The sequence below is a fragment of the Salinirubellus salinus genome (genome assembly GCF_025231485.1).
Taxonomy (GTDB): Archaea; Halobacteriota; Halobacteria; order Halobacteriales; family Haloarculaceae; genus Salinirubellus; species Salinirubellus salinus.
Genome location: NZ_CP104003.1, coordinates 538,647 through 563,802 on the forward strand (window position 1 = coordinate 538,647; position 25,156 = coordinate 563,802).

Sequence of the window (25,156 nt, forward strand, 5' to 3'; positions counted from 1 at the left end):
CTCACAGTCCGCTCGCACCCGTCAGCACCGCGTCCGCGCCGAACGCCCCCAGCAGCGCGATGGCGGGGAGCGGGTAGAGCCAGTAGGTGACGAACGGGCGGACCACGAGCGGCAGACTCGATGCCACCAGCAGCGCGACCAGGAGGTGTGGGGTCCCCCAGGCAGTCAGTGGTCGGTCGCGCATCGCGACGATGGCGCGACCCAGTCCCCACAGCGAGAGCGCGAGCACCACCCACAGCTGGAGGTGCATCCGGAGCGTGTAGCGCCACCACGTCCCCGTCGAGACGAAGACGGAGGGGCCGTACGAGAGGAGGTACGGGGCCGCGGACCCGACCGTCGCACGGACCGCCCCGATGAGCGACGGCCAGCCCCACACCGTGAGGACGGCGCCGTAGACGAGCGTGGTGACCAGTGCGCCGGTGACGAGGAACCGGCCGAGCCACCGTCGCGACCGACCGGCCTCGACGTAGCCGTCGTACGCGACCACGGGGAGAGCGAAGACGGCGTGTTGCGAGCAGAGCACTGCGCAAGCGACGCCGACCCCACGGCTGGTCGGCGACCGGGTGGCGAGCGCGAACAGGGTGCCCGCGACCGCGAGCGACCGGACGTTGACGACGGTGCCGTCCACGAGCGGGAGGGCGAGGAGGAAGAGGAGTGCCGCCAGCGCTCCCGTCCGGGAGTGCCCACGGACGGCGGCAGCCTGCCAGAGGAACGCCGCGGCGAGTCCGTTGGCGAGCGCCACGAGCAGGACGAGCGCGAGGACGTACTCGCCGGTGAGGTACGCGCCGACGTTGAGCAGTTCGAACAGCGGCGGCTTGTTGTCGACCGCGACGCCGGTGTAGAGCGGCGTCCCGGACGCGACGGCGGCGGCGAGGTCGGACCAGACCAGTCGCAGGTCGGGGTGGAGCGACACCTCGCCGGTCGAGAGGCGTGCGAGCCGACGCAGGCCGCCGAACAGGCCCGCGGCGAGCAACAGTGCGAGGAACGCGGTGTGGGTGGGGAGGGCGTCGGGGAAGCGCCGCCGGACCGGGCGTGGCACCGGGGCACTCTGCCCGGTGGGGCTGTCGGAGGGGACCATCGACGACGATTCGACGGGTGGGCCCCTCTCGGTTCGGGAGAGTGAGACGGCTCTTTAACCCTCCTCGTGGTGACGACGGTGGGTTTTAGACGCGGAGGCCGCTACGTCGGGGCATGACGACCCGGTTGTTCCTCGGCTGTGGCGCGTTCGGGCGCCGTCTCGTCGAAGGCCTCGAGGAGCGACCGGGCAGTCTGCTGGTCCTGACCGACGAGGACAGCCGGGTGACGTCGCTCCGTGAGGACGGGATCCACGCGGAGGCGATGGCCGTCGAAGACCCCGAGGCCGTCCGTGCTCGGGCCGGCGAGGTGGACACCGTCGTCGTGGCCGGCGACGACCCGGAGCGCAACCGTCGCCTGGCGGCCGTCGCCAGCGAGGCGTACCCCGACGCCTTCGTACTCGGCTACGTGGGCGACCACGCGGCACCAGCGGACCGTGCGGCGCTCGACGGACTCGTCGACCGGACGGTGGACCTCGGGAAATCGGTGTCAGACTCGCTGGCGGGGAGTATCGACGAGTCGGGCTACCGGACCCGTCGGCTCCAGCGTGTCCTGCGGCGACTCGACGGGCCGCTCGCCGTCGTCACGCACGACAACCCGGACCCAGACGCCATCGCCTCGGCGGTGGCGCTCGAACGCCTCGCCGAACGGGCCGGCGTCGAGAGCGAGGTGTGTTACTACGGGGCCATCAGCCACCAGGAGAACCGCGCGTTCGTGAACCTGCTCGACTTCCGGCTGACGAACCTCGACCCGGACGCCGACCTCTCGCGGTTCGGGTCGGTCGCGCTCGTCGACCACTCGCGGCCCGGCGTCAACGACGGCCTCCCGCCGGAGACGGACGTGGCGCTCGTCCTCGACCACCACCCGCCGCGCGAGCCCGTCGAGGCGCGGTTCGTCGACCTGCGCTCGAACGTCGGGGCTACCTCGACGCTGCTGACGGACTACCTCCGACGGCTGGAACTCGAACCGAACGAGGAACTCGCCACGGGCCTGCTGTTCGGCATCCGCGTCGACACGAACGACTTCGCCCGCGAGGTGTGTGTCGAGGACTTCGAGGCGGCGTCGTACCTGCTCGAGTTCGCCAACGTCGACACGCTGGCGAAGGTGGAGAGTCCCTCGATGTCACCCGAGACGCTCGACACCATCGGGTCGGCCATCGACAACCGCGTCGTGGAGGCGGACGTGCTGGTCTCCTGCGTGGGGTCGGCGCCGGACCGCGACGCGCTCGCGCAGGCCGCCGACAAGCTACTCGACCTGGAGGACGTGACCACCACGTTCGTCTTCGGCTACACCGACGAGATGGTGTACGCTTCCGCGCGCGCCCGCGGGACGGACATCGACCTCGGGGAGACGCTCCGCGAGGCGTTCGACCAGGTGGGGAGCGCCGGCGGTCACGCGGACATGGCGGGCGCGCAACTCCCCATCGGGATGCTGGTCGACCCGGAGGACGAGGAGCCGTTCGAGGCGGTCCGCGAGGTGGTCGCAGAGCGGTTCTTCGAGACACTGGAGCTCCGCCCGACACGGCGCTCGCCGGACGCGTTCGACGACGGGCGCTACGCGGGCCCCGAGAGCGGCCCCAGACCGGAAGGCCACCTCGGGACCGACGGGAGGTAGTCCGCGGCCGGTCGGCACCGGGCCTCTCGTGACGACGCCGACGCGGGGTTTTTGTCCACGGCTCTCCGACGCTCACTCGATGGACCGTGACGCGAAGCCGCGAGTCAGGGACTACATGACCCGGGACGTCCAGACCGTCTCGGGCGACGACAACGTCGCGGACGTCGCGCTCCGTATCGCCGAATCGGACGGCCACGGGGGGTTCCCGGTCACGAACGGACGCAAGGTCGAGGGGTTCGTCTCGGCTCGCGACCTCCTGCTGGCCGACGACAACGACCCGATATTCAAGGTCATGACCCGCGACCTCGTGGTGGCTCACCCCGAGATGCGCATCAACGACGCCGCGCGCGTCATCCTCCGGTCGGGCATCCAGAAGCTCCCCGTGGTCGACGACGCGGGCAACCTCGTCGGCATCATCTCGAACGCCGACGTCATCCGCTCGCAGATCGAGCGGGCCACCCCGGAGAAGGTGGGGAAACTGAAACAGACCCTCCAGAACATCCACGGTGTCGGCGCGCGCGAGGAACGGCGTACCGTCCGGCTCGACCAACTCACCCCGACACAGACGAAGGTCTACTCGGACGAGTTGGAGGGGCGCACGTACGAACTGGAGAACGGGCTGGCCGAACCCCTCGTCGTCATCGACAACCCGCGCTCGCGCGGGGGGAAGAGTCACCTCCTGCTCGCCGACGGCCACCACCGCGTGAAGGCGGCTCAGCGCCTCGGCATCGAGGAGATGGACGCCTACGTCATCGTCCTCGACGAACCGGTCGACCTCGGGATGGCCGAGACGGCACGCAAGGAGAACCTGGAGACCATCTCGGACATCGAGGAGGTCGACTACGCCCACCACCCGCTCGTGGAGACGACCAAGCGACTGCAGGACCGCGAGTAACGCCCGGTCGGCCCCTCAGTCGACGACCACACCCGCCCTCGCGGCCGCTCGTTCTGCCGCCCCCGCCGTCTCGTAGAGCCGGGTCATCCGCTCGAAGAACAGTGCCATGCCGAAGAGCATCCAGAGTGTCAGGAGCGCCGTCCGCACGGGCCGTCGCGCCAGCGCCGCCCGGAGCGTGAGGAACGGGACCGGTGCGAAGCAGGCGACCAGCAGGAGGCCGACCGGCGAGTTCCCGCCCCGTGCCAGCAGGACCCGCTCGCCGAGGACGACCCGCGTCCCCCACGCGCCGTCGTCGGCCGGTGGGTCGGCCAGCAGCGGTCCCACGCCGACGAGGGCGAGCACCGAACACAGCACGCGCGGGTCGCGCCGGTAGACGGCGAGGACGAGCGTCACGTAGGCTGCGGGGTAGGCGTAGACCGTCGCGGGTGTCGCGTGCCCGGCCCACAGGCGCGTCGTGTCGAGCGTGACCACGAGCGCGAGACGGCCCCCGACCGCATGAGCGTTCGCCCCACGCCTCTCCCACCGGCAACCTTTCACACGCACCGCCCGACTGTACGACAGTGAACGCGAACGGGCAGGTCCCCGCCGCGGTCGACGCGGCCGCCACCTCGGCGCCCGCACTGGTCGTCCGGGACCTCGAGAAACGCTACGGACGCGGTGACGGTGCGGTGACGGCACTCGACGGCGTCTCGTTCGAGGTGGCTCGCGGGTCGGTCGTCGGACTGCTCGGGCCGAACGGGGCCGGCAAGACGACGGCGCTGAAGTCCGCGCTCGGCCTCCTCCTCCCGGACGCCGGTACGGTCTCGGTGATGGGTGTCGACGTCGCCAGCGACCCGAAGCGGGCCTACCGACACGTCGGCGCGATGCTCGAGGGCGCACGCAACGTCTACTGGCGGCTCACTCCCCGCGAGAACCTGCGCTTCTTCGCCTCGCTGCAGGGGCTCCCGCAGACCGAGGCTCGAGCAGCCTACCACGACCAGCTGCTGGAGACGGTGGACCTCGCGGACCGCGCCGGTGACTCGCTCAACGACTTCTCACAGGGGATGAAACAGAAGGTGGCGCTCGCCTGCACGCTGGCACGCGAGACGCCCGTCGTCTTCCTCGACGAACCGACGCTCGGCCTCGACGTCGAGGCGACGCGGAACCTCCGCGAGCGAGTGCGCGCGCTCGCCGACGAGGAGGGCCGCACGGTGGTCCTCTCCAGTCACGACATGGACGTGGTCCAGGCGGTCTGCGACCGCGTCGTCATCATGAACGAGGGGCGCGTCGTCGCGGACGACGAGGTGGACTCCCTGGTGGGGCTGTTCCGCACCCGCGAGTACGCCGTCACCGTCGACGGATCGGCCGACACGGTCCGAGCCGCGCTCGACGGGGCGTTCGAGCCGACGGCGTTCCGGGAGCTAGCCGAGCGGACGGCGTTCGAGGTGACGGTCCCGGACGATCGGTTCTACGACCTGACCGACGCGCTCCGGGGGGCCGGCCTGCAGGTGTCGTCGATGTCGGCCGTCGAACCGGACCTCGAGGAGGCGTTCCTCAGGCTGACCGAGCGCGGCGGCGAGACGCCGCGCACGGCCGAGCGAGTCGCCCCCACGCCGGGGCCGGAGGGCGAGCGATGAGCGTCCGGACGAGCGTGGCCGAGACGGTGGTCCTCGCCCGCGCCGTCGCGTACAAGTCGCTCATCCTGCGGGTCCGCTACGCGTTCAACACGCTGACGAGTCTCCTGACCCTCTACATCTTCTTCGCGCTCCTGTTCTTCGGGGGACGCGCCATCGCGCCGCAGGCCATCGACGACTCGCTGACCGGTATCATCGTCGGCTTCTTCCTCATCCTGACCGCGACGGTGGCGTACGCCGACCTCTCGTGGGAGCTCATCCGCGAGGCCCAGTGGGGGACCCTCGAACAGCTCTACATGTCGCCGCTCGGGTTCGGCCGCGTCGTCACCGTCAAGACGGCCGTAAACCTGCTGTTCGCGTTCGGCTTCGGCGGCGTCCTGCTGGGCGCGATGCTGGTGACGACCGGCGAACGACTGGTCCTGGACCCGCTCGTGGTCGTCCCCGTCGGGCTCCTCTCGGTCTGTACGGCCGTCGGCGTCGGCTACGTGCTCGGTGGGCTGGCGCTCGTGTTCAAGCGCATCGAGAACGTGTTCCAGATCGTCCAGTTCTCCTTCCTCGGCCTCGTCGCCGCGCCCGTGGACCAGTTCCCGCTACTCAAACTCCTGCCGCTCGCGCTCGGTGCCGACCTCCTGCGTGAGGGCATGGGACAGGGGACCCCGCTCTGGGGCCTGCCGACGGGCGACCTCGCCCTGCTGGTCGGCACGGCGGCGGGGTACCTGGTCGTCGGCTACGCGCTGTTCGGACTGCTGAGTCGGAAGGCGCGAGCGGACGGGAAACTCGGGAAGTACTAGCCGCGTCTCGCAGTTCGCTCCGGCGGAGCAAGCTCCACCGACGGTCGAAACGTCGCAGGAAGTCGGCCACAGAGTCGTCGCCTCGTCACCGCATCGTCGCGAGGTCGAACACCGCGTCCGCGTCGACGGCGACGAACGCCGTCATCGCGAGGTCGTCCGACGGCTCGTAGAAGACGACGCCCGACCCACCGGACGGGTGCTCGATGACGGTACGCTCCAGCGGCCGTCGCTCGTCGTCGCGCCGAGCAGGGGTGGAGGTCGTCGTCATCGCCTCACACCTCCGTGGTCGGCGTGGCCGTCGCGGTCTCGGTCGAGTCGCCGTCCTCATCGGTCTCCGGTTCCTCCGTCTCCGGTTCGTCGGTGCTGGTCGCCTCCGCGTCCGCGCCGTCGTCCGGCGTCACGTCGCTGACCGCGGTACCAAAGTCGTCCAGTTCACCGTCGAGGAAGGAGACGATTCGCTGGTTGATCTCGGAGACGTGGGCCGGCACCTGCTCGGGGAGGTCGGCCGGCGGCCCTCGTCGCTCCTGTGCGTCAGCGGCCCCGACGGGGGCCGCCTCGCTACGCGGCGTCTCGGCGTCCGAGGCGTCGCGGGGGTCTGCCATCGCTTCGCTGTCGTCGGCCGCGTCGGACTCGTCGACCGCGCGGGCCTCGACCTCGTCACGGCTCATCCCGTCGTCGCGTGCGTCCGTGGTGTTCGCGTCGACGTCCCCGTCGTCTGTCGGTGCGTCCGCCGCGTTCGAGCCCGCGTCGTCGGGCACGTTTCCGTTACCCGGCGTCGCGGCGACCGCGCCGACCCCGGTCGTCACGACCAGGACGGCCAGCAAGGCCGCGCTGAGCTTGGTCACGTTCATCGCGTCTCGACGTGGCGGATGCGTCCCACTCGAAGGGGTGAATGCGTTCGGTCGGATTCAGGCGTTCGAACGCTTCGAACGGCCGACGAACGGTTTGAACGGACGAGAACGTGGGGTGGCAGCCTCAGCGCGGCGGCCGCAGGCGGTAGTACCGCCGGTTCAGCTCGAACATGTATCCCTCGCGCATCGTCCGGAGGACGGCGTACGTTATGAATCCCGCCACGAACGGCAGGAGGAACGTCAGGTCGAACAGGAGCCGGATGGGTATCGGCACCAGGTTCTGGACGGAGAGGACGCTGATGGTGAGGGCGAACACCACGCCGCCGACACCCACCGCGGCCCAGAACGGTTCCTCGACGGGCCGTCGAGCCGACCCCTTGTTGAGGAAGGGGACGATGGCGATGAAGCCGACGACGACGAGGTTCGCCAGCACCCCGTACGTCCGGTCGGCCAGCAGTTTCTCCCCGCCCAGCAGGGCGAGGTCGGGGTTGAGCGGCCCGAGCTTCAGCAGGCCGAACGACCAGTAGAGGTACCAGTCCGGCAGGATGATTGCCGGGGTCTGCGCGGGGTTCGCGGGCGCCCCGATGTGGGGCGGGAGCGCCGCCGACAGGAGGATGATCATCCCCACAAAGAAGCTCGTGATGGCGAAGTTCCGGACCATCTCGTGGGGCCACGCCGGGAACGCGAGCACGTCGCGTTCGACGTAGTCGGACTCGTTCCTGAGGACCTGGTCCTCGTAGCGCGCCCGCTCGAAGTACTCGTAGGTCAGCCGTGCCAGTCCCTGTGTACGAGCCTTGCGGTCACGCCACGACGGCAGCTCGTCGTCGGGAGGGACCACCGACGGCAGGCCGCCGTCGGGCTCGACGCTCGACTCGGTTCCCATCTCTGTGCCGTCCGGTTACGTGCCCTGCCAACATATACCGTTCGATGAACGGGGTGTAGCGAGGCTCTCTCATGGTTTTGGGACCGACGAGGGGGAAACACGGGGGACGGTAGTACGCGCAGTCGCCGACCAGACACGCCGAGTCCGTGGTCGGGTCCCGCTCGGTCACTCCTCCTCGACGTCGTAGTCGCCGCCGTACTTCATGAAGAAGTACGCGAGCCCGAGGGTGGAGAGCATCGCCGTCAACACGGCGATGGTGAGCGTGCGCGCGCTGTCGGGGACCTCCGGGAGCGAGGGGCCCGGTTCCGGGGTCGGTTCGACGGGGGCGCCCTCCTCCACGGTGATGGACGCGACCATCCCCGCGGACTCGTGGGGGATGCAGAAGTAGTCGTACTGACCGACGACCTCGAATGTGTGTTCGTACGTCTCGCCACCGGCGACATCGCCGCTGTCGGGGTCGCCCGCCGAGTACGACGACCGGGCCGCGCTCTCCTCGGCGAAGCCACCGCTGGCGAAGAACTCGGCCTCCTCGGGGATGTCGTCCTCGTAGGCCGTCACGGAGTGGCCGATGCTCCCAACGTTGTCCCAGACGATGGTGGTCCCCGGCGGGATGGTCGCCGCCGCGGGGTCGAACACCAGCGCGTCGGTCATGTCGATGGTCCGGGTCGCCTGTCCACGTGCCTCTCCAGCCCCGACGGCCGTGCCCGTGCCAGCCGCGGCACCGGCTCCAACCGCCCCTGCCACGCCGCGCATCAACCCACGTCGACTCGTGACTGCCGTCTCCTCCATGAGCGGTCCGAGGGACGCCTGCCGACAAAAGCGTTCGCCCGCCCTGTGCCAGTTCCGTGGCTCAGGCTCGCTCGCTCAACCGCAGTATCGTCCCGGTCAGCGTGTCGACGCCGACCTCGAGTGAGTCCTCGTCGACGTCGAACGTCGCCGTGTGGTGCCCACCGGGGTGGTCCGTGCCGATGCCGACGTAGGTCGCCGCCCCCCCGTTGTCCTGCACGTACTGCATCAGGTAGGTGGCGTCCTCGCTCCCGCCGAGGTCGCCACGCCGCCGGACGCTGTCGACGCCACGGACCCCACCGGCGACCTCGGCGACCACGTCGACCAGTTCCTCGTCGCTGGTGGCCGACGGCGCCTCGCCGACCACCTCCCACGACGCCTCGCAGCCGTGCGACGTCGCGGCCCCCTCCAGCACGGACTCCGCCCGTTCGAGGACGTAGTCGCGGAGTTCGGTCGTCTCGCCACGCGCCTCCATCTCGATGAACGCGTGTTCCGGGACGATGTTGCTCGCCGTCCCGCCGCCCACGCGCCCCGCGTTGATCCGCGTCGCCCCGTCCAGGTGCCGCGGGATGCCGTAGAGGTTCTGCACGGCCGTCGCCATCGCCTGGACCGCGTTGTACCCCTCCTCCGGGTGTTTGCCGGCATGCGCGGGGTGGCCGTCGAAGTCGACACGTAACTGCGTCACCGCGAGGAACCCGTCCATGCCGGCGACGACCTCCCCGCTCGGGAAGTCGAGGCCGACGTGGGCCGCCAGGAGGTAGTCGACGTCGTCGAGGTGGCCCGACTCGGCCATCGCGCGGCCCCCTCCCACGACCTCCTCGGCCGGCTGGAAGAACACCTTCAGCGTTCCGGAGAACCCGCTCTCCTTCACGGCCTCGACGACGCCGAGACCGAACGTGGCGTGCGCGTCGTGGCCGCAGGCGTGCATCTGCCCCTCGTGCTCCGAGCGGAACCCCTCGCCCGCGGGGGCGTGGTCACCCTCCTCGGCCTCGCGCTGTGGCAGGCCGTCGATGTCCACCCGCAGCGCGACGGTCGGCCCCTCGCCGCGTTCGAGGACCGCGAGACAGCCGGTGTAGCCGCCACGCATCGCCTCCAGCAGTTCGGGGTCGGCACCCGCATTGCGCGCGCGGTCCCACGCGACGTCTAGCTCCTCGCCGGCCGGGACGCTCATCCGCAGGTCCGGGTCCATCGCCTCACGGCCGACGTACAGGTGGTCGACGCCCACCTCGCGGAGTTCCTCGACGATACGGGCCGTGGTCCAGAACTCGGTCCACGCCGTCTCTGGCTTTCGGTGCAGTTCGCGACGGAACGCGACGAGTCGGTCGCGTCGGGACGCCTGCTGGCTCATGGGTGCGCAACGGGCGGCGCGGTGATAGAACTGGCGCGTTCACGCGCGGTCCCGGCCGGGGTCACCGACCATCTTATCCCGGTCGGCCGGATACCGGGAGATATGCCCGAAGAGACACTGTTCGAGTCCGAGGCCGACCAGCGCCGTGCCGACGTGGCCGCCTACTTCCGTGCGTTCGCGGAGAAACTGGAGTCCGGGGGCGACGTGACGCTCAGCGCCGCCGGCGAGTCGATCACCGTCACCGTCCCGGACACCGTCGAGTTCGAGGTGGAGGTCGAACGCGAGGGGAAGGAGGGGAAGCCGGGCGAACTCAGCATCGAGTTCGAACTGGAGTGGGACGAGGACGCGGTCGGGGCGGGCGGCGACGGGTCGCTCCGTATCGAGTGAGTCCTCAGCCGGCGTTCTGGACGCGCTCGACGTCCGCCTCGAGGTGGATCCCGTTCGGGTACTCGTCGCCGGCTACCGACCGAGCGAACTCGTCGTGGCCCACGATGGCGATGGTCCGGACGTACACCGTGTAGTGCCACGGGTCGAACGCGTCGGCCTCGTCGTCCAGGCGTTTCTGCATCGGGACGCGGCGCTCCTGCAGGGGTTCGGGGTTCGGCCCACGCATCTCTACCCCCTTCCGGCTCGCACGCTGCTTGATGTCCGTGACGACGCGCTCGAGACTCTCGCGGTCGCCGGACTGGAGTGTGAGTCGGGTGACGAACGGCATTACCGGGAGATACCCGTGCGCGGCCAAAAGCCCACCCCTTCGTCCGCGGACTCGTCACGTGGCCGACGCGACTAACTCCCTGCGTCGCCCACCACGGACGATGCCCTCCCTCGACCAGCGGGTCCCGCTCCGGGACACGCCCCGACACTGGCAGTCGATGCTGGCGCTCGAACTCCTGGCCGTCGGCGCACTCGTCGTCTCGATGCTCGTCACGCTCGCGACTCCAGAGAGCCGGGCCGCCGCGCCGGGCCGCATCTACGAGTCACTCCTCGTGACGGTCGTGTTCGGCCTGCCTGCACTCGCCGCGCTGGCGACGGGTGCACTCGACGGTGGCCTCCTCCGTGCACTCGGCCTCGCGGTGCTCCCGTCGCTCGCGTGGACCGTGACGGTGCCCGCCGGGTACGCGCTTCGGCGGGCGCTCGGCTACGGCCTCCCGATTCCGGACTCGCCGCTGTGGGCCATCGCGGGGACGTTCCTCGCCTTCGGCCTCGTCGGCGGGGTGGTCGGCTTCCTCGTCGGGCGCGTTGGCCTCCTCCTGTGGCGTCGACGGGGAGCCTGACGCCGCCCGCTACTGGAACTCCGCGTCCCGCTTCTCGAGGAACGCCTGCATCCCCTCTCGCTGGTCGGGCGTGCCGAACAGCCCCGACCACGCGCGCCGTTCGAACGCCAGCCCCGAGTCGAGGTCGCCCTCGTGGACCCGGTTGAGCGCCTCCTTCGCCGTCCGCATCGCGAACGCGGGCATCGCGGCTATCTCCTCGGCCAGCTCCGTCGCGCGAGCGAGCGCCTCCCCCTCGGGGACGACCTCGCCGACGAGGCCGATGTCCTGGGCCTTCTCGGCGCCGACCCGCTCACCGAGGAACACCATCCGTCGGGCGTGCTCGTCACCGACGATACGCGAGAGGCGCTGGGTCCCGCCCCAGCCGGGGACGATACCGAGCGTTATCTCGGTCTGGCCCACGAGCGCGTTCTCGGCTGCGACGCGGATGTCGGCCGCGAGCGCGAGTTCACAGCCACCGCCGAAGGCGTAGCCGTTCACCGCGGCGACGACGGGCGCCGGGAACGCCTCGACGGCGTCCATCACGTCGTGCCCGAGTTCCGCGTAGGCCTGTGCCGCCTCGGTGTCGAGGTCCTGCATGTGGGCGATGTCGGCGCCCGCGACGAACGCCTTCTCGCCGGCGCCCGTCAGCACGAGCGCGCGGGCGCGGTCGGCCGCCTCCGCGAGCGCGTCGCCGATGCCCTCGAGGGTCTCGACGTTCAGCGCGTTCATCGCGTCCGGTCGGTCGACCGTCAGTGTCGCCACGTCGCCGTCCCAGTCCAGTCGTACGGTATCGGACATATCCGGTCACTCGAAGGGGGAGGTGATAACGGCTGTCACGCGCGCCCGCCTCCACAACGGAAAATACCCCCCGGCACCTCGGGCCAGATATGGAACTCTCCGAGGAGGCGAAATCGCGGCTCGCCGACGTCGTCACCCTCCAGCCGACCAAGAACGCGGAATTGCAGGAGCGCTGGGGGATGGAGAGCGGCAGCGAGGTCCACCGGTACCTCGAGAACGAACTGAAGGAGTACTACTATCGCGACGAGAACAGCCTCATCCGGGCCACGGCTGAGGCGGCCGAACTGGTCGACGTCGAACCCGGCATCGAGGACGACGGTGAGGGCGGGGCCCCGAGCGTCCTTCGCGTCCCCGACCTCCAGTACCACGTCCTCGCCGTGGTGCCCGACAGTGGCGAGGACTCCATCAGCGTCGTCGCCACGCTCCAGCGACTCCGCGAGGAGACAGACCTCGACCCCGAGGTCGACGACGTCCGCGCGGCGCTACGGAGTCTCGCGAACAAGGGCGCACTCGAGACGGTCAAGCGGACCGTGCCGACCTACCGGCTGGCCGTCGCGCGTGACTCGCTCACCGTCGAACTGGCCGCCTGAGTCGCCCGAGCCGCTCGAACTGCCCTCAGAGCCGCGCGCGGAGGGCCCGCGCCAGTTCGTCCGGGTCGTAGTCACCGTCCTCGTGTTTGTCGTAGAGCGTCTCACCGTCGGCCTCGACCCGGAACACGCCGTGGTCGCCCGTCACGAGCGCGACGCGGTCGAGGTCCTCGCCGAACGTCTCCAGAAAGTGCCGCTGGAGGACGACCGCCCGGTCGAGGAAGCCACACGGCACGCAGTACTCTATCTCGACGTCCATACCGGGACGAGCCGCGCCACGAGCGTAAAGCCGGCGCTCGCGTCAGTCCAGCCGCGCCGTCAGCGCCCGCAGGTCGGCCACGGTCGGGCGCCAGACCAGCAACCCGACGGTGAGGACGAAGACGGCCGTCGAGAGGAGGTACGACTGGGCGTACGCGGCCGTCGCCACGGCGCCGGCGCCGCCGACGAACCCGGAGAGCACGCCCGCGACGACCGGGAGGGTGCAGGAGACACAGGAGAACAGTCCCAGCAGTCCCCCGAGTGCGCCCCCGGTGGCGTCGAGCACCGTCGCGTAGACGAGGTACGCCAGCGCGAGGTAGCCGACCATCTTGAACGGGAGGAGGGCGAACTGGAACAGTTCGCCGCCGTAGATGAGGGCGGGCGCCCACCCCGGTGGGAGCGCGGTGAACTCGAACCGGAGACCGACCGGGACACCGCCCGAGACGCCGTACAGCCCGCCGACGTAGCCCAGCAAGAGGAAGTAGCCCGCACCGAGCACGCGTGCGGCCCACAGTCGGAGCCCACTCGCGTCGGGGAGCCGGGTCCGCCAGACGGCCCAGAGTCCGACGTTGATCCAGACGAACGGGTAGACGTAGAACAGCGGCCGGGTTATCGTCGGCTGGACGACGGCGAGGTAGGCGAACACGACGAGCAGTTCGAGGTTGACCAGCGCCGCGCCGTAGAGGAGGGTCTCGCGGCGCAGCGGGAGGCCGTCCAGCCGTCGCTGGATGGTACTCATTCGTCCCCTAGTTGGTGGTGCGGGCGCTTGAAACTCGCGAAAGCGGGGGCCGCTCCACGACGGTGTCCCGGCACGGCCCGACGACGTCCGCTCAGAACAGGAGGACGTCGACGACGATGGCGACCAGCAGCGTCCCGAGGTAGGCGTTCGAGGCGTGGAACGCGCGGAACGCCGCCCGTTCGGTCTGCTCCCAGTGGAGGCGGACGACGGTCCAGAGGAAGACGGCGCCGAAGACCACGGTCGTCGCGGCGTAGAGCCAGCCGAGCCCGGTCATCGCGGCGAGGGCGGCGGCGCCGACGAGCGTCGCGCCGAGGTAGTAGAGGATGTGCTTGCGGGTCACCGTCTCGCCGCGGACGACGGGCATCATCGGGAACCCGCCCTTCTCGTAGTCGTCCTTGTACGCCAGCGCGAGGTTGTAGAAGTGCGCGGGCGTCCAGAGGAACACGACGCCGGCGAGCGCGACGCCGGCGAGGCCCACCTCACCGGTGACGGCCACCCAGCCGATGAGCGCGGGGAGTGCGCCGGCGGCTCCGCCGATGACCGTGTTCTGGACGGTGTTGGGCTTCAGGAGCAGGGTGTAGACGACGGAGTAGAACACGATGGCGGTCAGCCCGAGGACCGCGGCGAGCAGGTTGACCTGCCAGAACGCGACCAGCGAGAGTGCCGCGAGTGTCAGGCCGAACACGAGTGCGTTCGGCACCGGCACCTCGTGGGTGGCCAGCGGTCGGTCGCTCGTGCGGTCCATCTTCCGGTCTACGTCGCGCTCGAGGACGTGGTTGAACGTGCCGCTCGCCCCGATGGCGAGGACACCGCCGCCGAGCGTGTAGAGGACCGTCCGCAGCCCGAGTCCGTCCGCGCCGGCGGCCAGCACCATCCCGGCTGATGCGACGAGCGCGAGCAGCCACATCAGCCGTGGCTTGGTGAGCTGGAAGTACGCCCAGAGGGTGGCGCGCGCCCGCTCGCCCAACGAGTCGTAGGTCGGCGTCGGGGCTGGCGGCACCTCGCTGGGCAGGTCGGGTTCGGGGACGCTCACCGGCGACTCGTTCACGTCTCCCGTCTCGCGCTCCAGTTGCCACGCGAGCGCCAGCAGGAGCGAGCCGAAGATGGCGACCGCGAGGAGGAGGTGGCCGCCGGAGAGCAGCGCCGGTGCACCGGTCAGGGCGACGAACGCGCCGAACAGGACCTGCATCGGGTAGAGCGCGACGGCCACGAGGAGCGCCCCCCCGACGCGACGTGGGGTGTCCGCACGGTAGCCGAGGACGGCCGTCGCGACGACGAGGACGCCGACGACGGCGGCGACGACACGGTGGCCAGCCGCCACGAGGAACGCCGGGGTGAGCGCCGCCCCCTCGCCGGGGGCACAGAGGGGCCACCCGCCGCAGGCGGCCGCGGCGTCGGCCAGTGCAGCCGTGGCCCCCACGACGAGCAGCGCGTAGACACCAACCGCGGTGGCTGCGAGCGACCGGGTGAAGCGGGTGGTGGACATTCGAGCGACTCTTGGGAACCACGCTACTTAGAGGCCGCGTTTCGACCGACGGGACGCCACCGCCGCCGGTCCCCGAACCCGGCCGCCCACGTCGCTTTCGGCAACTACTTAGGACACAATTCCTAACGCGGAACCATGAGACACCGGCGCGCTGCACTACGGGCGCTCCTCGGGGTCGGGCTCCTCGCGCTCCTCGCCGAGCCCGTCGCCGCACAGACGTCCATCAACTCGGAGCTCATCTCGGGCCTGAACCTCGACCTGCTGTACGTCGCCATCCCCATCACCATCCTGGTAGAGGGTATCCTCATCTACACGGTCATCCGGTACCGGGCAGACAAGGTCGACGAGGCGAAACCCACGCAGGAGAACCGCCGTCTCGAGATCACGTGGACCGTCGCAACCGCCGTCATCCTGCTGTTCGTCGGCTTCGCCGCCTACCAGGTGCTCGGCGTCGCCGCCGTCGGCGGCGTGACCGCTTCCACCAATCCGAACGCTCAGCCGGCCGCCGTCACCGAGGACTTCGACGGCGCCATCGGCCCGAACCCCGAGGAGACGAACGCCGTCCAGATCGACGTCGTCGCCGCGAAGTACTTCTGGGAGTACAACTACGAGACGGAGAACGGCACGGTCTCCGGGACCTCGACCGCGGGTGAGGCGTTGAAGATCCCCACCGACCGCCCGGTCTACCTCCACATCACGTCGACCGACTGGCTCCACGCGTTCCACGTCCCCGACCTCGGGCTGAAGCAGGACGCGTTCCCCGGCCAGTACAACACCATCAAGACCGTCGCCTATGAGGAGGGCTCCTACCAGCTCTACTGTGCGGAGTACTGTGGTGTCGGTCACTCCGGGATGCTCGGACAGGTCGATGTGGTCTCCTCCGAGGAGTACGAGGAGTACCTCGACTCGAAGCAGTCCGAGGAGTGAACTGACGCTCCGGCGGTCTCGACCACTCTCGCTTCTCGCGTTCGTCCCCGTCCGACAGCGACGCTTCTTGCCGCGATCCCCGCCCGCGAGTAGGAGGGTTTTTGCCCGCCGACTCGTAACCGCGGACCATGAGTCACGAATCGGAAGAGGGTGGCCACGCCCACCACCTCCCGGCGGTCGAGGACTGGCCCCGTGGGTTCGGTGAGGCATCATGGTGGCCGTTCATCACCGCCATCGGCGCCTCGGTCATCTACGTCGGCATCGGGCTGTTCGTCCTCGCGCAGGGTGAGAACCCGTTCGTCCCGGAGATATACGGTCCCGCGGCGGCCGTCGCGGGCGTCGCCGTGTTCCTGATCGGCCTCTACGGCTGGGTCTACCACGCCTTCGTGAAGGCCTACTGGGACGGTGCCGGCCACGGGAGCGGCCTGAAGTTCGCGATGCTCCTGTTCCTCGGGAGTGAGATAGCCACCTTCGGTGCCGGGTTCGTCTACTACTTCTTCATCCGCGCGGACGCGTGGACGAATCTCCCCGAACTCGTCGTCTCGGGCAACATCTTCGGCAACCTCGTCATCGCCAACACCATCCTGCTCATCATCTCGAGCGTGACGCTGCACTACTCGCACGTCGCGCTCATCCGCGGTGACCGCCAGCGCTTCGTGGGCCTGCTCGGCGTGACGCTCCTGCTGGGCATCGTCTTCCTCGGCGGGCAGGTGTACGAGTACTACGAGTTCATCGTGCACGAGGGCTTCACCATCACCGAGGGTGCCTACGCCTCGGCGTTCTACGGCCTGACCGGCCTCCACGGCCTCCACGTCTCGCTCGGGGCAGTGCTCCTGCTCATCGTCTTCATCCGGAGCCTGTACGGGCAGTACTCCCCCGAGCGCCACACCTCCGTCTCGACGGTGTCGATGTACTGGCACTTCGTCGACGTCGTCTGGGTGTTCCTCGTCGTCGTCCTGTACGTCGGGGCCGTCCTCGGCTGAACGGTTCGACCCGCACCCGCACCGCACGGCCGTCGTTCGCAAGATACAGTTCCTCGCCGGCACTACTCCAGCCAGATGCGTTCCCGTCCCCGCACTCGCACCGTCGTGCTCCTCGTCTCGCTCGTGGGAGCCGTGGCACTCTCGGGGACAGCGCTGGCGCACGGCGGGAGTCTGCGCTCGTCCCCCGCCCGCTCGCTGTCCATCCCACTCTGGCTCTTCCTCGCGACTGGCGGCGGCGTCGTCGGCGCCTCCTTCCTGCTGGCCTCGTTCGTCACCGACCGGGCGTTCATCCGCTCCGTGGAGGAGTACCGGCGGTCGGTGAGCCTCTCCGAGACCGTGGTCCGCGGACTCGTAGTGGTCGGCCGTGCGGTGGGCGTCCTCGGCCTCGTCGCCGTCGTCGGCGTCGGCCTGTTCGGCCCGCGCGAACCGCTGGCGAACCTCGCCGTGCTCGTCGTCTGGGTGGCGTGGTGGGCCGGGTTCACGATGACGACCTACACGCTCGGGAACACGTGGCCGGTCCTGAACCCGTGGCGGACCATCGCCTCGGTGCTCCCGTCGCTCGACCGGCCCTATCCCGAGCGGGTCGGGGCGTGGCCCGCCGTCGCCGGCCTGCTGGGACTCATCTGGCTGGAGGTGGTGAGTCCGCTCGCCGACGCCCCACGACTGCTGGCCGGCGTGGTCGTCGCCTACACCGTCGTCACGCTGGCGGGCGCCGTCTACCTCGGGACCGACCGCTACTTCGAGCGCGTCGACCCCGTCTCACGTGTGTTCCGCTACTACGGCGCGGTGGCGCCGCTCTACCGGGACGACGACGGTCGACTCCGGTTCCGCATCCCCGGAACGGGCCTCGAGAGCGAGACGCTCGTCGACTCCCGCTCGGAGGTGGCGTTCGTCGTCGCGTTGCTCTGGGTGACGAGCTACGACGGCCTCGTGGCGACGCCGCCGTGGGGAGACGTACTCCGGCCGCTCGTGGGGCTCGGGGCCCCCGCGGCCCTGCTCTACCCGCTCGCGCTCGTGGCCGGGTTCGCCCTGTTCCTCGTCCTGTTCCGGGTGGCGGTCCGACGGGGCCGAGAGTCGGCCGAGTCGTACCTCGACGTCGACCTGCTGGCGCGCCGGTTCGCCCCCTCGCTCCTGGCCATCGCCGCCGGCTACCACCTCGCGCACTACCTCGGGTACTTCGTCGAACTCCTCCCGACGCTGCTCGGGGTGCTGACGGCCCCGCTCTCCCCCCCGGCGCCGCGGGCCATCGTCCTCCCGGTGTGGTTCGACGGGTTCGAACTCGCGTTCGTCCTGCTCGGCCACCTCGTCGCCATCTGGGTGGCCCACGCCGTCGCGTACGACCTGTTCCCCTCGCGGATGCAGGCCATCCGCAGCCAGTACGCGCTCACCGCCGTGATGGTGTTCTACACGATGACCTCGCTCTGGATCGTCTCCCGACCGTACGCGGCCCCACCGTTCGTCTGATGACGGGGGAGGAGCCGAGCGCCGACCGGGTCGAGTGTCCGTACTGCGAGGCGGCGTTCGCCCGCGAGCGACACCGCGACCTGCACGTCGGACAGGCCCACGACGAGGCGCTGACTCACGCCGAACGGGAGGCCTACGAGGCCGCCGAGGACGCCGAGCGCGAGGACCTCAGGCTGTTCCGGCTGAAGGCGCTGGCGGCGCTCGTGCTCGTCTACTTCGGCTTCCTCATCCTGTACGCGTTCTCGCTGTAGCGAGGCCCACGCCTTGGCACCCGCCAAGCAACGGGGAAACCCGCTGGGAACCGTGACTGTCCATGACAGGGCGTGGACTGCTCGTCGTGGTGGCGTTGCTCGTCGTGACCAGTGGCTGTGTCGGGCTCGGCGGTGGCGGTGACGCCCCGGCCGCGACCCCGTCGGCCAGTGCCTCGGGTGGCTCGGGCGGTTCGGGTGGCTCGTCCGGGAGTGGCTCCGGTAGTCCCGGTGGCTCGTCCGGCGGTGGCTCCGACGGGGGGCGCGGCGGCGACCCGGTGGCCGGCTTCCAGCCAGTCGACGACTTCGACGACGTGCAGACCGAGGCCCAGATGGCGGACTACATCGACCGCTCGCCGTTCCCCGTCTTCCGCCCCGGCGAGTACTTCGTCTACGAGGGGACCAACGGGTTCCAGTCCGAGGACGACACGGGGATCCCGGTCCGGATGGAGATTCAGAGCGTCGAGGGTGGCGAGTGGCTGGACGCGGACCTCGAGGTGACGCTCACGCGGGGCGAGGAGACGGAAACCTACAGTTCGGCGGACGGGTCCATCGGTCGCATCCTCCTGAGCCCGGAGCTGGCGCTCACGCAGAACGGTCGAGGGTGGATCTGGCTCTACCGGTACAACGTGGTGACGAACGTCGACCCGCGCATCTCCGAACTCTCCGTGGGCGACACGTGGCGCTACGAGAGCCCCGACCGGGAGTCCGACGAGCCACCGAGCGGGTTCACCTTCGAGGTGACCGAGCAGCGCCAGTACGCCGGGCAGTCCTGCTTCGTGGTCGACACCTACCGCTTCGAGGGCGAGGAGTCGACGCTGTTCTCGAACACCTGTGTCGCCACGGACGTCGGGATGCCGCTGTACTACGTCGTGTACCAGGACGACGGGGAGGTGCTCCTCGAGATGGAGCTGGTCGAGTACCGGCGCTGACCGGCCCTCCCTGTCCGGGACCGACGCGCCTTTGAGCGCGTGACCCTACACGCGGGTATGGAGCAGCGTGCGGACACCGACACCGGGGGCGGCGTCGAGACGCCCAAGAAGATGAGTCCGTGGCCCCTGTTCGTCGCCGTCGGCCTCGCCGTGGCCGAGGTGGGTATCGTCATGGAAGGGTTGTACCCCGTGGCCGTCGCCGGCCTGTTGCTGTTCGTCGGGAGCGTGGCCGGCATCGTCCACGAGGCCGGCTACGTCGCGCGGCCGTGGAAACTGCTCGGGGCGCTCGGGGCACTCCTCGTCCTCGCGGGCGTGGGCGTGCTCTACTCACAGGTGGGTACGGACCTACTGAGCGCACTCGCGAGCGACAGCGTGGTCGTGGTGCGTGGCTACGCCATCCTCGGCGCGGGTGTCATCGCCGTCTTCGGCGGCTTCGCCGGCCGTTTCGTCGTCGACGCGGACCCGAGCGTCCCGGAGTGACCAGCCCCCCCAGCGTCGTCCGCAAACAGTAACGTCTTACTTCCCCTCTCCAAACGGTCCGGTAATGCCACAAGAGTCCCGCACCTTCGACCGCGAGACGCTCCTCGACCTGACGGTCAACGCCATCCCGCTCGGCATCATGTTGTTCTTCGTCGTCCTCTTCCTCGTCGTCAACCCGTTCGGGACGGACCTCGCCGCGCAGGCTATCCAGATGACCATCGTCATCGTGACGTTCGTCGCGCTGTTCATCCTCACCTACGTCTCCGGGAAGGCCATCTCGGAGTCCGAGAAGGAACTGGAGGCGATGCAGGGACTGGAGGCCGTCTCGGAGAGTGTCGGGGCCGAGGAGGTCGAGGCCGCCGAGGAGACCGAGGCCGAGGCGGACGACGAGGTCGAGGAGGCTGAGGCGGGCGCCGAGGAGACCGAAGAGTAGTCCGTTCCTCGACCGCCGCTCGTCGCTGAACAGCGCACCTGCGGCCGCCCCCTCGGCTGGCGGCGGCCGGTGCTCATTCTTGCCGCTTTCTCGCCCCAGAGGAATCGGCCACCCGCACGGCGTTCGCAACCTTTCTAACCCCTCAGTCCTCACCGTGGTGTATGGCAGGAGAGCAGCTAGCGTTGACTGTCCTCATGGGGGTTCTACTGGTGGGCATCGTCGCCCTGGTGAGCCGCTACGGGGACCTGCGCTCGTACACGCCCCTCGCTGGTGGCGCCGGTTACGGCGGCGAGACCAGCCACGGGCACTCGGAGAAGCCAGCCGGTCTCATCCGCTGGTTCACCACAGTCGACCACAAGGACATCGGCATCCTGTACGGCCTCTACGGCACCATCGCCTTCCTCTGGGGCGGTGCCGCCGTCATGCTGATGCGTGTGGAACTGGCCGCACCGGGGTTCGACGTCATGCAGGCGCAGTTCTACAACAGCCTGCTCACGTCCCACGGCATCACGATGCTGTTCCTGTTCGGGACGCCCATCATCGCGGCGTTCTCGAACTACTTCGTCCCGCTCCTCATCGGCGCGGACGACATGGCGTTCCCGCGCATCAACGCCATCGCGTTCTGGCTGCTGCCCCCGGCGGCAGTCCTCATCTGGGCCGGGTTCTTCACCGCGCCCCTGACGGGCAACGAGATCGCGCCCGCCCAGACGAGCTGGACGATGTACACACCGCTGTCGGCCGAGCAGGTCAACCCCGGCGTCGACCTGATGCTGCTGGGTCTACACCTGTCCGGTGTCTCGGCGACGATGGGTGCGATCAACTTCATCGCGACCATCTTCACCGAGCGCTCGGAGAAGGTCAACTGGGCCAACCTCGACATCTTCAGCTGGACCATCCTCACCCAGAGCGCGCTCATCCTGTTCGCGTTCCCGCTGCTCGGGAGCGCGCTGGTGATGCTGCTGCTCGACCGGAACTTCGGGACGGCGTTCTTCGCCGTCGACGGTGGTTCGCCCATCCTCTGGCAGCACCTGTTCTGGTTCTTCGGCCACCCCGAGGTCTACATCCTCGTGTTGCCGCCGATGGGGCTGGTGTCGTGGATCCTCCCCAAGTTCGCGGGCCGCAAGCTCTTCGGCTTCAAGTTCGTCGTCTACTCCACGCTGGCCATCGGCGTCCTCTCGTTCGGTGTCTGGGCGCACCACATGTTCAGCACGGGCATCGACCCGCGCATCCGTGCGAGCTTCATGGCCGTCTCGTTGGCCATCGCGATACCATCCGCAGTCAAGACGTTCAACTGGATCACGACGCTCTGGAACGGGAAGATCCGACTGACCGCCCCGATGCTGTTCTGTATCGGGTTCATCAGTAACTTCGTCATCGGTGGCATCACCGGCGTGTTCCTCGCGGCCATCCCGGTGGACCTCGTGCTCCACGACACCTACTACGTCGTCGGGCACTTCCACTACGTCGTGATGGGGATGATCGCCTTCGCCGGCTTCGGTGCCATCTACTACTGGTACCCCATCGTCACCGGCAAGATGTACCAGCGGACGCTGGCGAAGTGGCACTTCTGGCTCTCGATGGTCGGGACGAACATCACGTTCTTCGCGTTCCTCCTGCTGGGCTACCTCGGGATGCCCCGGCGCTACGCGACGTACAACTTCGACGCCGCTATCGCGCCGCTGGCCGAGGTCACGAGCCTCCACCAGATCGCGACCGTGGGCGCGTTCATCCTCATGATCGGCCAGCTCATCTGGCTCTGGAACCTCGTCTCCTCGTACTACGAGGGGCCGACGGTCGAGGACGGCGACCCGTGGAACCTCAAGGAAGACGGCATGTTCGGCCGCGAGTTCCAGTGGTTCGAGGCACAGCTCGCCCGCGCTGACGGTGGCGAGGTCGAGGACGAGGAACTCGTCACCGACGGCGGCCGCATCGTGAACGAGAACCTCACCGCTGCGGTCCGCCGCGTCGCTGACGACGACGAGTAACCCGCCCACCGTTCGCTGTTCTCCACTCGCTTCGCCTCCTGCAGAGCGCCAGCGCTCCCGACGAGACGACCGTACGAACGAGACCGCTCGGGGACGCTACGCTCGCCCTCAGACCGACGTCAGGACGAGGACGATTCCGGTCACGAACATCATGATGGCTACCCCGCCGAGGACGCCGACGAGCAGGTCCTTCTCCTCCATACCCCGTGTTGGTGGAGCGAGGTCAAAAGGCTAATCCTCGGCGGCTCCGTAGTCGTGATGTGAGCGATTCGACCAGTACGGAGGAGGGGTTCACGGGCGTGGACGAGCCGACTGTCGGCCTGTCGGGCCGCCGGCTCGTGGCCACGCTCTACGTTATCGTGGTCGGCATCGCGACGTTCACGGGGTTCGTCCTCGGGGTCATCGGCCCCCGCGACCTCGACCCGCAACTGTTCGGCTTCGTCGACATGCCGCCGACGCCGCTCGGGATGGCGGCCTACGGGGGCATCACGCTGGCGACGGTGCTCGGTGTCCTCCTCGTCGGCGTGATGTTCGTCTCGAGTCGGTACGTCGACTGATCCTCCACGGACGGGCTGTGTATTGCGTGAGACGTAGACACACGTAGCGGCTCGCCCGTCGAATTGCCGATTCCGTCGGGTGAATCACAAGACGGATGACCGACGCTCTCGAATCTGAGACCATGTACCACGTGGTGATGGGGGTCGCCCCGGAGGACGACACGCTCGGGGAGAAACTCGAGGCGGTGCTGGACCTCCCCGGTGAGGTGCGCGTGAGCGTCGTCCACGTCACCGACGACCCGGACGACATCGAGTCCGTCCCGAGCGTCGCCCGGGCGCTCGACACGCTGGGGACGGCAGGGGTGGACGCGAGGGCGGTCACACGGCCCGGCGACCCGCCACGGGCCGTCCTCGACGTGGCCACCGAGGAAGACGCCGACTGCATCTGTGTCGGTGCCCGGCGCCGGACGCCGGCCGGGAAACGGGGGCTCAGGCCGGGTGCGCAGCGCATCGTCGTCACCGCGGACCAGCCGGTCCTCGTCGTCGGTGACCTGCCGGAGAACGAGACGCCGCGATCGTAGGCCGTCGCCGGTCGACGACTATCCCTGGCCGATCATCCGCTCTTCCTCGTCCCACTCGCGCTTGCGGAGCTCGTACTTCTGGACCTTCCCCGTGGCCGTCGTGGGGAGCTCCTTCACGAACTCGACGCGCCGCACGCGCTTGTAGGAGGCCAGTTCCTCCCGCGTGAACTGCTTGAGTTCCTCCTCCGTGACGCCGGGGTTCTCCGGGTCGCCGTTCGCCGGGACGACGAACGCCTTGACCGTCTCGCCGTACTTGTCCGAGGGGGCGGGGATGACCGCCGCGGCACCGACCGCCGGGTGGTCGTACAGCGCGTCCTCCACCTCGATGGAGGAGATGTTCTCCCCGCCGGAGATGATGAGGTCCTTCTTGCGGTCCTGGATGGAGATCATCCCGTTCTCGTTCATCGTGGCGAGGTCACCGGTGTGGAACCAGCCCTCGATACGGTCGTTGAACGCCTCGTGGGTCTCCTCGGGCTTGTTCCAGTACTTCTCCATCACCTGGTTGCCACGGACGACCACCTCGCCGATGTGCTTGTCGTCGCGTGGCACCTGCTCGCCGTCCTCGTCGACCACGCGGATCTCGGTCCCGAGGTAGGCCATCCCCTGCCGCTTCTTGACGTCGAAGCGAGCGGCGTCGTCGTCGTCGAACAGGCGACGAGCGTTGCTGGTGGTGATGAGCGGCCCCGTCTCGGTCAGCCCGTAGACGTGGATCATGTACCAGCCGAACTCGTCCTCGATGGTGCGGATGGTGGCCTCCGGCGGGGCCGACCCCGCCGTGGCGACGCGGACGTCGGCCGCACCCTCCGTGACGACGTCCTCGTTGGCCCCGTGGTACTCGAGGAGCATGTTCAGCACCGTCGGCGCGGCACACATGTACGAGACGTCCTCGTCCCGGACCGTCTCGAATATCCACCCGGCGTCGATACCGCGGGTGCAGACGTGTTTCGCGGCGTTGCCGGTGATGGCGAAGATGTGGCCCCAGCCGTTGGCGTGGAACATCGGCAGCGTCCAGAGGTAGACGTCGTCGTCCGAGATGTCCTGGTGGCTGGAGATGAGGTACGCGTGGATGGTCTCGGTCCGGTGGGTCCGACAGACCCCCTTCGGGTCGCCCGTGGTGCCCGAGGTGTAGTTGATGGTACAGATCTCGTCCTCGGACATCTCGGGGCGGTCGTAGTCCCCGTCGGCCGCTTCGACGAGGTCGTCGAACGACTGCCAGTCGCCGTCCACCTTCTCCGTGTCGTTCGTGATGAAGGTCTCCGTCGGCACCTCGTCGCGTATCTCCTCGATCTTGTCGGCGTAGTCCCAGTCGGCGTAGATGGCGTCCACCCCGGCGTCGTTCAGGATGTACGTGTAGTCCTTCGGCGTCAGCCGGTAGTTGAGCGGGGTGTGGACGCCGCCAGCCTGGAAGATACCGTACGCGGCCTCGAGGTGGTAGTGTGTGTTCGGGTCCAGGACCGCGACTCGGTCACCCTTCTCGATCCCGTGGTCCTGCAGCACCTCGGAGAACGCGTCCGAGCGTGCGCCCAGCTCCGCGTAACTGTACCGTTCACCGGTCGTTGCGACGACCGCCTCGGCCTCGGGGTAGTTGTCCCGCGCCCGGTCCAGGAACTCGGTCACCAGGAGTGGTTTTCGCATGACTGTCCCTAGCCA

Annotated in this window: 30 protein-coding genes; 17 read left to right on the plus strand and 13 right to left on the minus strand. The window is 69.1% G+C overall.

The genetic code is table 11. From position 1 onward, the window contains the following. Position 1 precedes the first annotated feature (1 nt). On the minus strand, positions 2–1,078 hold the full coding sequence (locus tag N0B31_RS03020) for a hypothetical protein (RefSeq protein ID WP_260594315.1): 1,077 nt from the start codon (positions 1,076–1,078) through the stop codon (positions 2–4). A gap of 113 nt (positions 1,079–1,191) precedes the next feature. Here N0B31_RS03020 and N0B31_RS03025 point away from each other — a divergent pair, with 113 nt between their 5' ends. Then, positions 1,192–2,688, plus strand: a complete 1,497-nt coding sequence (locus tag N0B31_RS03025; RefSeq protein ID WP_260594317.1) for a DHH family phosphoesterase — start codon at positions 1,192–1,194, stop codon at positions 2,686–2,688. A 79-nt stretch (positions 2,689–2,767) separates the two neighbouring features. After that, entirely contained in the window at positions 2,768–3,583 is an 816-nt protein-coding gene (locus N0B31_RS03030; RefSeq protein WP_260594318.1) for a CBS pair associated ParBc domain-containing protein, read from the plus strand. A 15-nt stretch (positions 3,584–3,598) separates the two neighbouring features. Here N0B31_RS03030 and N0B31_RS03035 read toward each other — a convergent pair whose 3' ends face one another. Beyond that, on the minus strand, positions 3,599–4,054 hold the full coding sequence (locus N0B31_RS03035) for a hypothetical protein (protein WP_260594319.1): 456 nt from the start codon (positions 4,052–4,054) through the stop codon (positions 3,599–3,601). Positions 4,055–4,143: 89 nt separating this feature from the next. Here N0B31_RS03035 and N0B31_RS03040 point away from each other — a divergent pair, with 89 nt between their 5' ends. After that, on the plus strand, positions 4,144–5,199 hold the full coding sequence (locus N0B31_RS03040; RefSeq protein ID WP_260594321.1) for an ABC transporter ATP-binding protein: 1,056 nt from the start codon (positions 4,144–4,146) through the stop codon (positions 5,197–5,199). After that, positions 5,196–5,987, plus strand: a complete 792-nt coding sequence (locus N0B31_RS03045) for an ABC transporter permease (RefSeq protein WP_260594323.1) — start codon at positions 5,196–5,198, stop codon at positions 5,985–5,987. The genes N0B31_RS03040 and N0B31_RS03045 overlap by 4 nt, the downstream gene beginning before the upstream one ends. Positions 5,988–6,072: 85 nt before the next feature. Here N0B31_RS03045 and N0B31_RS03050 read toward each other — a convergent pair whose 3' ends face one another. The 5 genes from N0B31_RS03050 to N0B31_RS03070 all read right to left on the minus strand — a co-directional run bounded on the left by N0B31_RS03050 (position 6,073) and on the right by N0B31_RS03070 (position 9,855). Further along, positions 6,073–6,255: a hypothetical protein gene (locus N0B31_RS03050; protein WP_260594325.1), complete on the minus strand. Its 183-nt coding sequence runs from the start codon at positions 6,253–6,255 to the stop codon at positions 6,073–6,075. A gap of 4 nt (positions 6,256–6,259) precedes the next feature. Continuing rightward, positions 6,260–6,838: a prolipoprotein diacylglyceryl transferase gene (locus N0B31_RS03055; protein ID WP_260594326.1), complete on the minus strand. Its 579-nt coding sequence runs from the start codon at positions 6,836–6,838 to the stop codon at positions 6,260–6,262. A gap of 124 nt (positions 6,839–6,962) precedes the next feature. Further along, positions 6,963–7,721, minus strand: coding sequence for a cytochrome b family protein (locus tag N0B31_RS03060; RefSeq protein ID WP_260594327.1), 759 nt, complete (start codon positions 7,719–7,721; stop codon positions 6,963–6,965). 165 nt (positions 7,722–7,886) lie between these two features. After that, positions 7,887–8,510, minus strand: a complete 624-nt coding sequence (locus tag N0B31_RS03065) for a plastocyanin/azurin family copper-binding protein (protein ID WP_260594329.1) — start codon at positions 8,508–8,510, stop codon at positions 7,887–7,889. Positions 8,511–8,571: 61 nt separating this feature from the next. Further along, positions 8,572–9,855: an amidohydrolase gene (locus N0B31_RS03070; protein ID WP_260594331.1), complete on the minus strand. Its 1,284-nt coding sequence runs from the start codon at positions 9,853–9,855 to the stop codon at positions 8,572–8,574. A gap of 102 nt (positions 9,856–9,957) precedes the next feature. Here N0B31_RS03070 and N0B31_RS03075 point away from each other — a divergent pair, with 102 nt between their 5' ends. Continuing rightward, a complete protein-coding gene (locus tag N0B31_RS03075; RefSeq protein ID WP_260594332.1) occupies positions 9,958–10,242 on the plus strand; it encodes an amphi-Trp domain-containing protein in 285 nt (94 codons plus the stop codon). Between the two features lie 4 nt (positions 10,243–10,246). On the opposite strand, the gene N0B31_RS03080 is transcribed toward N0B31_RS03075, so the two are convergent. Next, positions 10,247–10,570 carry an uS10/mL48 family ribosomal protein gene (locus N0B31_RS03080; protein WP_260594335.1) on the minus strand — a complete coding sequence of 108 codons (324 nt, stop codon included), beginning with the start codon at positions 10,568–10,570 and terminating at the stop codon, positions 10,247–10,249. 100 nt (positions 10,571–10,670) lie between these two features. Between N0B31_RS03080 and N0B31_RS03085 the strand changes: the two genes are divergently transcribed. After that, positions 10,671–11,129, plus strand: a complete 459-nt coding sequence (locus tag N0B31_RS03085) for a hypothetical protein (protein WP_260594336.1) — start codon at positions 10,671–10,673, stop codon at positions 11,127–11,129. Positions 11,130–11,138: 9 nt separating this feature from the next. Here the strand turns inward: N0B31_RS03085 and N0B31_RS03090 are convergent, their stop codons facing one another. Further along, a complete protein-coding gene (locus N0B31_RS03090) occupies positions 11,139–11,906 on the minus strand; it encodes an enoyl-CoA hydratase/isomerase family protein (protein WP_260594337.1) in 768 nt (255 codons plus the stop codon). 89 nt (positions 11,907–11,995) lie between these two features. Here N0B31_RS03090 and N0B31_RS03095 point away from each other — a divergent pair, with 89 nt between their 5' ends. Continuing rightward, a complete protein-coding gene (locus N0B31_RS03095) occupies positions 11,996–12,496 on the plus strand; it encodes a DUF5797 family protein (RefSeq protein ID WP_260594339.1) in 501 nt (166 codons plus the stop codon). A 25-nt stretch (positions 12,497–12,521) separates the two neighbouring features. Here N0B31_RS03095 and N0B31_RS03100 read toward each other — a convergent pair whose 3' ends face one another. From N0B31_RS03100 to cyoE, 3 genes are all read right to left on the minus strand, one after another. After that, positions 12,522–12,752: a SelT/SelW/SelH family protein gene (locus N0B31_RS03100; protein WP_260594341.1), complete on the minus strand. Its 231-nt coding sequence runs from the start codon at positions 12,750–12,752 to the stop codon at positions 12,522–12,524. Between the two features lie 42 nt (positions 12,753–12,794). Further along, entirely contained in the window at positions 12,795–13,490 is a 696-nt protein-coding gene (locus N0B31_RS03105; protein ID WP_260594343.1) for a DUF7546 family protein, read from the minus strand. A 91-nt stretch (positions 13,491–13,581) separates the two neighbouring features. Next, positions 13,582–14,976 (minus strand): heme o synthase, encoded by a 1,395-nt coding sequence (cyoE, locus tag N0B31_RS03110; protein ID WP_260594345.1) that lies wholly within the window; start codon positions 14,974–14,976, stop codon positions 13,582–13,584. A 135-nt stretch (positions 14,977–15,111) separates the two neighbouring features. Here cyoE and coxB point away from each other — a divergent pair, with 135 nt between their 5' ends. The 10 genes from coxB to N0B31_RS03160 all read left to right on the plus strand — a co-directional run bounded on the left by coxB (position 15,112) and on the right by N0B31_RS03160 (position 23,506). Further along, positions 15,112–15,903: a cytochrome c oxidase subunit II gene (gene coxB, locus N0B31_RS03115; protein WP_260594347.1), complete on the plus strand. Its 792-nt coding sequence runs from the start codon at positions 15,112–15,114 to the stop codon at positions 15,901–15,903. 128 nt (positions 15,904–16,031) lie between these two features. Further along, positions 16,032–16,886 carry a cytochrome c oxidase subunit 3 gene (locus tag N0B31_RS03120; RefSeq protein WP_260594349.1) on the plus strand — a complete coding sequence of 285 codons (855 nt, stop codon included), beginning with the start codon at positions 16,032–16,034 and terminating at the stop codon, positions 16,884–16,886. A 75-nt stretch (positions 16,887–16,961) separates the two neighbouring features. After that, positions 16,962–18,350 (plus strand): hypothetical protein, encoded by a 1,389-nt coding sequence (locus N0B31_RS03125; RefSeq protein ID WP_260594350.1) that lies wholly within the window; start codon positions 16,962–16,964, stop codon positions 18,348–18,350. Continuing rightward, entirely contained in the window at positions 18,350–18,601 is a 252-nt protein-coding gene (locus tag N0B31_RS03130; protein ID WP_260594352.1) for a DUF7410 domain-containing protein, read from the plus strand. The genes N0B31_RS03125 and N0B31_RS03130 overlap by 1 nt, the downstream gene beginning before the upstream one ends. 62 nt (positions 18,602–18,663) lie before the next feature. Then, a complete protein-coding gene (locus tag N0B31_RS03135) occupies positions 18,664–19,530 on the plus strand; it encodes a hypothetical protein (RefSeq protein ID WP_260594353.1) in 867 nt (288 codons plus the stop codon). 57 nt (positions 19,531–19,587) lie between these two features. Further along, positions 19,588–20,010 (plus strand): DUF7541 family protein, encoded by a 423-nt coding sequence (locus N0B31_RS03140; RefSeq protein WP_260594354.1) that lies wholly within the window; start codon positions 19,588–19,590, stop codon positions 20,008–20,010. A gap of 64 nt (positions 20,011–20,074) precedes the next feature. Further along, positions 20,075–20,443, plus strand: a complete 369-nt coding sequence (locus tag N0B31_RS03145) for a DUF6684 family protein (RefSeq protein ID WP_260594355.1) — start codon at positions 20,075–20,077, stop codon at positions 20,441–20,443. A gap of 161 nt (positions 20,444–20,604) precedes the next feature. After that, the gene (ctaD, locus tag N0B31_RS03150; protein ID WP_260594356.1) at positions 20,605–22,428 is read left to right on the plus strand and encodes a cytochrome c oxidase subunit I; all 1,824 of its coding nucleotides are present in this window, start codon (positions 20,605–20,607) and stop codon (positions 22,426–22,428) included. 260 nt (positions 22,429–22,688) lie between these two features. Further along, a complete protein-coding gene (locus N0B31_RS03155; RefSeq protein WP_260594358.1) occupies positions 22,689–22,985 on the plus strand; it encodes a DUF7520 family protein in 297 nt (98 codons plus the stop codon). A gap of 95 nt (positions 22,986–23,080) precedes the next feature. Then, a complete protein-coding gene (locus N0B31_RS03160; protein ID WP_260594360.1) occupies positions 23,081–23,506 on the plus strand; it encodes a universal stress protein in 426 nt (141 codons plus the stop codon). A gap of 18 nt (positions 23,507–23,524) precedes the next feature. Here N0B31_RS03160 and N0B31_RS03165 read toward each other — a convergent pair whose 3' ends face one another. After that, the gene (locus N0B31_RS03165; RefSeq protein WP_260594361.1) at positions 23,525–25,141 is read right to left on the minus strand and encodes a class I adenylate-forming enzyme family protein; all 1,617 of its coding nucleotides are present in this window, start codon (positions 25,139–25,141) and stop codon (positions 23,525–23,527) included. Positions 25,142–25,156: the final 15 nt, after the last annotated feature.

What these genes read in the sequence shown, in the direction of transcription:
- N0B31_RS03020 (WP_260594315.1), bottom strand. Translation starts at nt 1,078, where the DNA reads ATGGTCCCCTCCGACAGCCCCACCGGGCAGAGTGCCCCGGTGCCACGC.
- N0B31_RS03025 (WP_260594317.1), top strand. Translation starts at nt 1,192, where the DNA reads ATGACGACCCGGTTGTTCCTCGGCTGTGGCGCGTTCGGGCGCCGTCTC.
- N0B31_RS03030 (WP_260594318.1), top strand. Translation starts at nt 2,768, where the DNA reads ATGGACCGTGACGCGAAGCCGCGAGTCAGGGACTACATGACCCGGGAC.
- N0B31_RS03045 (WP_260594323.1), top strand. Translation starts at nt 5,196, where the DNA reads ATGAGCGTCCGGACGAGCGTGGCCGAGACGGTGGTCCTCGCCCGCGCC.
- N0B31_RS03050 (WP_260594325.1), bottom strand. Translation starts at nt 6,255, where the DNA reads ATGACGACGACCTCCACCCCTGCTCGGCGCGACGACGAGCGACGGCCG.
- N0B31_RS03055 (WP_260594326.1), bottom strand. Translation starts at nt 6,838, where the DNA reads ATGAACGTGACCAAGCTCAGCGCGGCCTTGCTGGCCGTCCTGGTCGTG.
- N0B31_RS03060 (WP_260594327.1), bottom strand. Translation starts at nt 7,721, where the DNA reads ATGGGAACCGAGTCGAGCGTCGAGCCCGACGGCGGCCTGCCGTCGGTG.
- N0B31_RS03065 (WP_260594329.1), bottom strand. Translation starts at nt 8,510, where the DNA reads ATGGAGGAGACGGCAGTCACGAGTCGACGTGGGTTGATGCGCGGCGTG.
- N0B31_RS03070 (WP_260594331.1), bottom strand. Translation starts at nt 9,855, where the DNA reads ATGAGCCAGCAGGCGTCCCGACGCGACCGACTCGTCGCGTTCCGTCGC.
- N0B31_RS03075 (WP_260594332.1), top strand. Translation starts at nt 9,958, where the DNA reads ATGCCCGAAGAGACACTGTTCGAGTCCGAGGCCGACCAGCGCCGTGCC.
- N0B31_RS03080 (WP_260594335.1), bottom strand. Translation starts at nt 10,570, where the DNA reads ATGCCGTTCGTCACCCGACTCACACTCCAGTCCGGCGACCGCGAGAGT.
- N0B31_RS03085 (WP_260594336.1), top strand. Translation starts at nt 10,671, where the DNA reads ATGCCCTCCCTCGACCAGCGGGTCCCGCTCCGGGACACGCCCCGACAC.
- N0B31_RS03090 (WP_260594337.1), bottom strand. Translation starts at nt 11,906, where the DNA reads ATGTCCGATACCGTACGACTGGACTGGGACGGCGACGTGGCGACACTG.
- N0B31_RS03095 (WP_260594339.1), top strand. Translation starts at nt 11,996, where the DNA reads ATGGAACTCTCCGAGGAGGCGAAATCGCGGCTCGCCGACGTCGTCACC.
- N0B31_RS03100 (WP_260594341.1), bottom strand. Translation starts at nt 12,752, where the DNA reads ATGGACGTCGAGATAGAGTACTGCGTGCCGTGTGGCTTCCTCGACCGG.
- N0B31_RS03105 (WP_260594343.1), bottom strand. Translation starts at nt 13,490, where the DNA reads ATGAGTACCATCCAGCGACGGCTGGACGGCCTCCCGCTGCGCCGCGAG.
- cyoE (WP_260594345.1), bottom strand. Translation starts at nt 14,976, where the DNA reads ATGTCCACCACCCGCTTCACCCGGTCGCTCGCAGCCACCGCGGTTGGT.
- coxB (WP_260594347.1), top strand. Translation starts at nt 15,112, where the DNA reads ATGAGACACCGGCGCGCTGCACTACGGGCGCTCCTCGGGGTCGGGCTC.
- N0B31_RS03120 (WP_260594349.1), top strand. Translation starts at nt 16,032, where the DNA reads ATGAGTCACGAATCGGAAGAGGGTGGCCACGCCCACCACCTCCCGGCG.
- N0B31_RS03125 (WP_260594350.1), top strand. Translation starts at nt 16,962, where the DNA reads ATGCGTTCCCGTCCCCGCACTCGCACCGTCGTGCTCCTCGTCTCGCTC.
- N0B31_RS03130 (WP_260594352.1), top strand. Translation starts at nt 18,350, where the DNA reads ATGACGGGGGAGGAGCCGAGCGCCGACCGGGTCGAGTGTCCGTACTGC.
- N0B31_RS03135 (WP_260594353.1), top strand. Translation starts at nt 18,664, where the DNA reads ATGACAGGGCGTGGACTGCTCGTCGTGGTGGCGTTGCTCGTCGTGACC.
- N0B31_RS03140 (WP_260594354.1), top strand. Translation starts at nt 19,588, where the DNA reads ATGGAGCAGCGTGCGGACACCGACACCGGGGGCGGCGTCGAGACGCCC.
- N0B31_RS03145 (WP_260594355.1), top strand. Translation starts at nt 20,075, where the DNA reads ATGCCACAAGAGTCCCGCACCTTCGACCGCGAGACGCTCCTCGACCTG.
- ctaD (WP_260594356.1), top strand. Translation starts at nt 20,605, where the DNA reads ATGGCAGGAGAGCAGCTAGCGTTGACTGTCCTCATGGGGGTTCTACTG.
- N0B31_RS03160 (WP_260594360.1), top strand. Translation starts at nt 23,081, where the DNA reads ATGACCGACGCTCTCGAATCTGAGACCATGTACCACGTGGTGATGGGG.
- N0B31_RS03165 (WP_260594361.1), bottom strand. Translation starts at nt 25,141, where the DNA reads ATGCGAAAACCACTCCTGGTGACCGAGTTCCTGGACCGGGCGCGGGAC.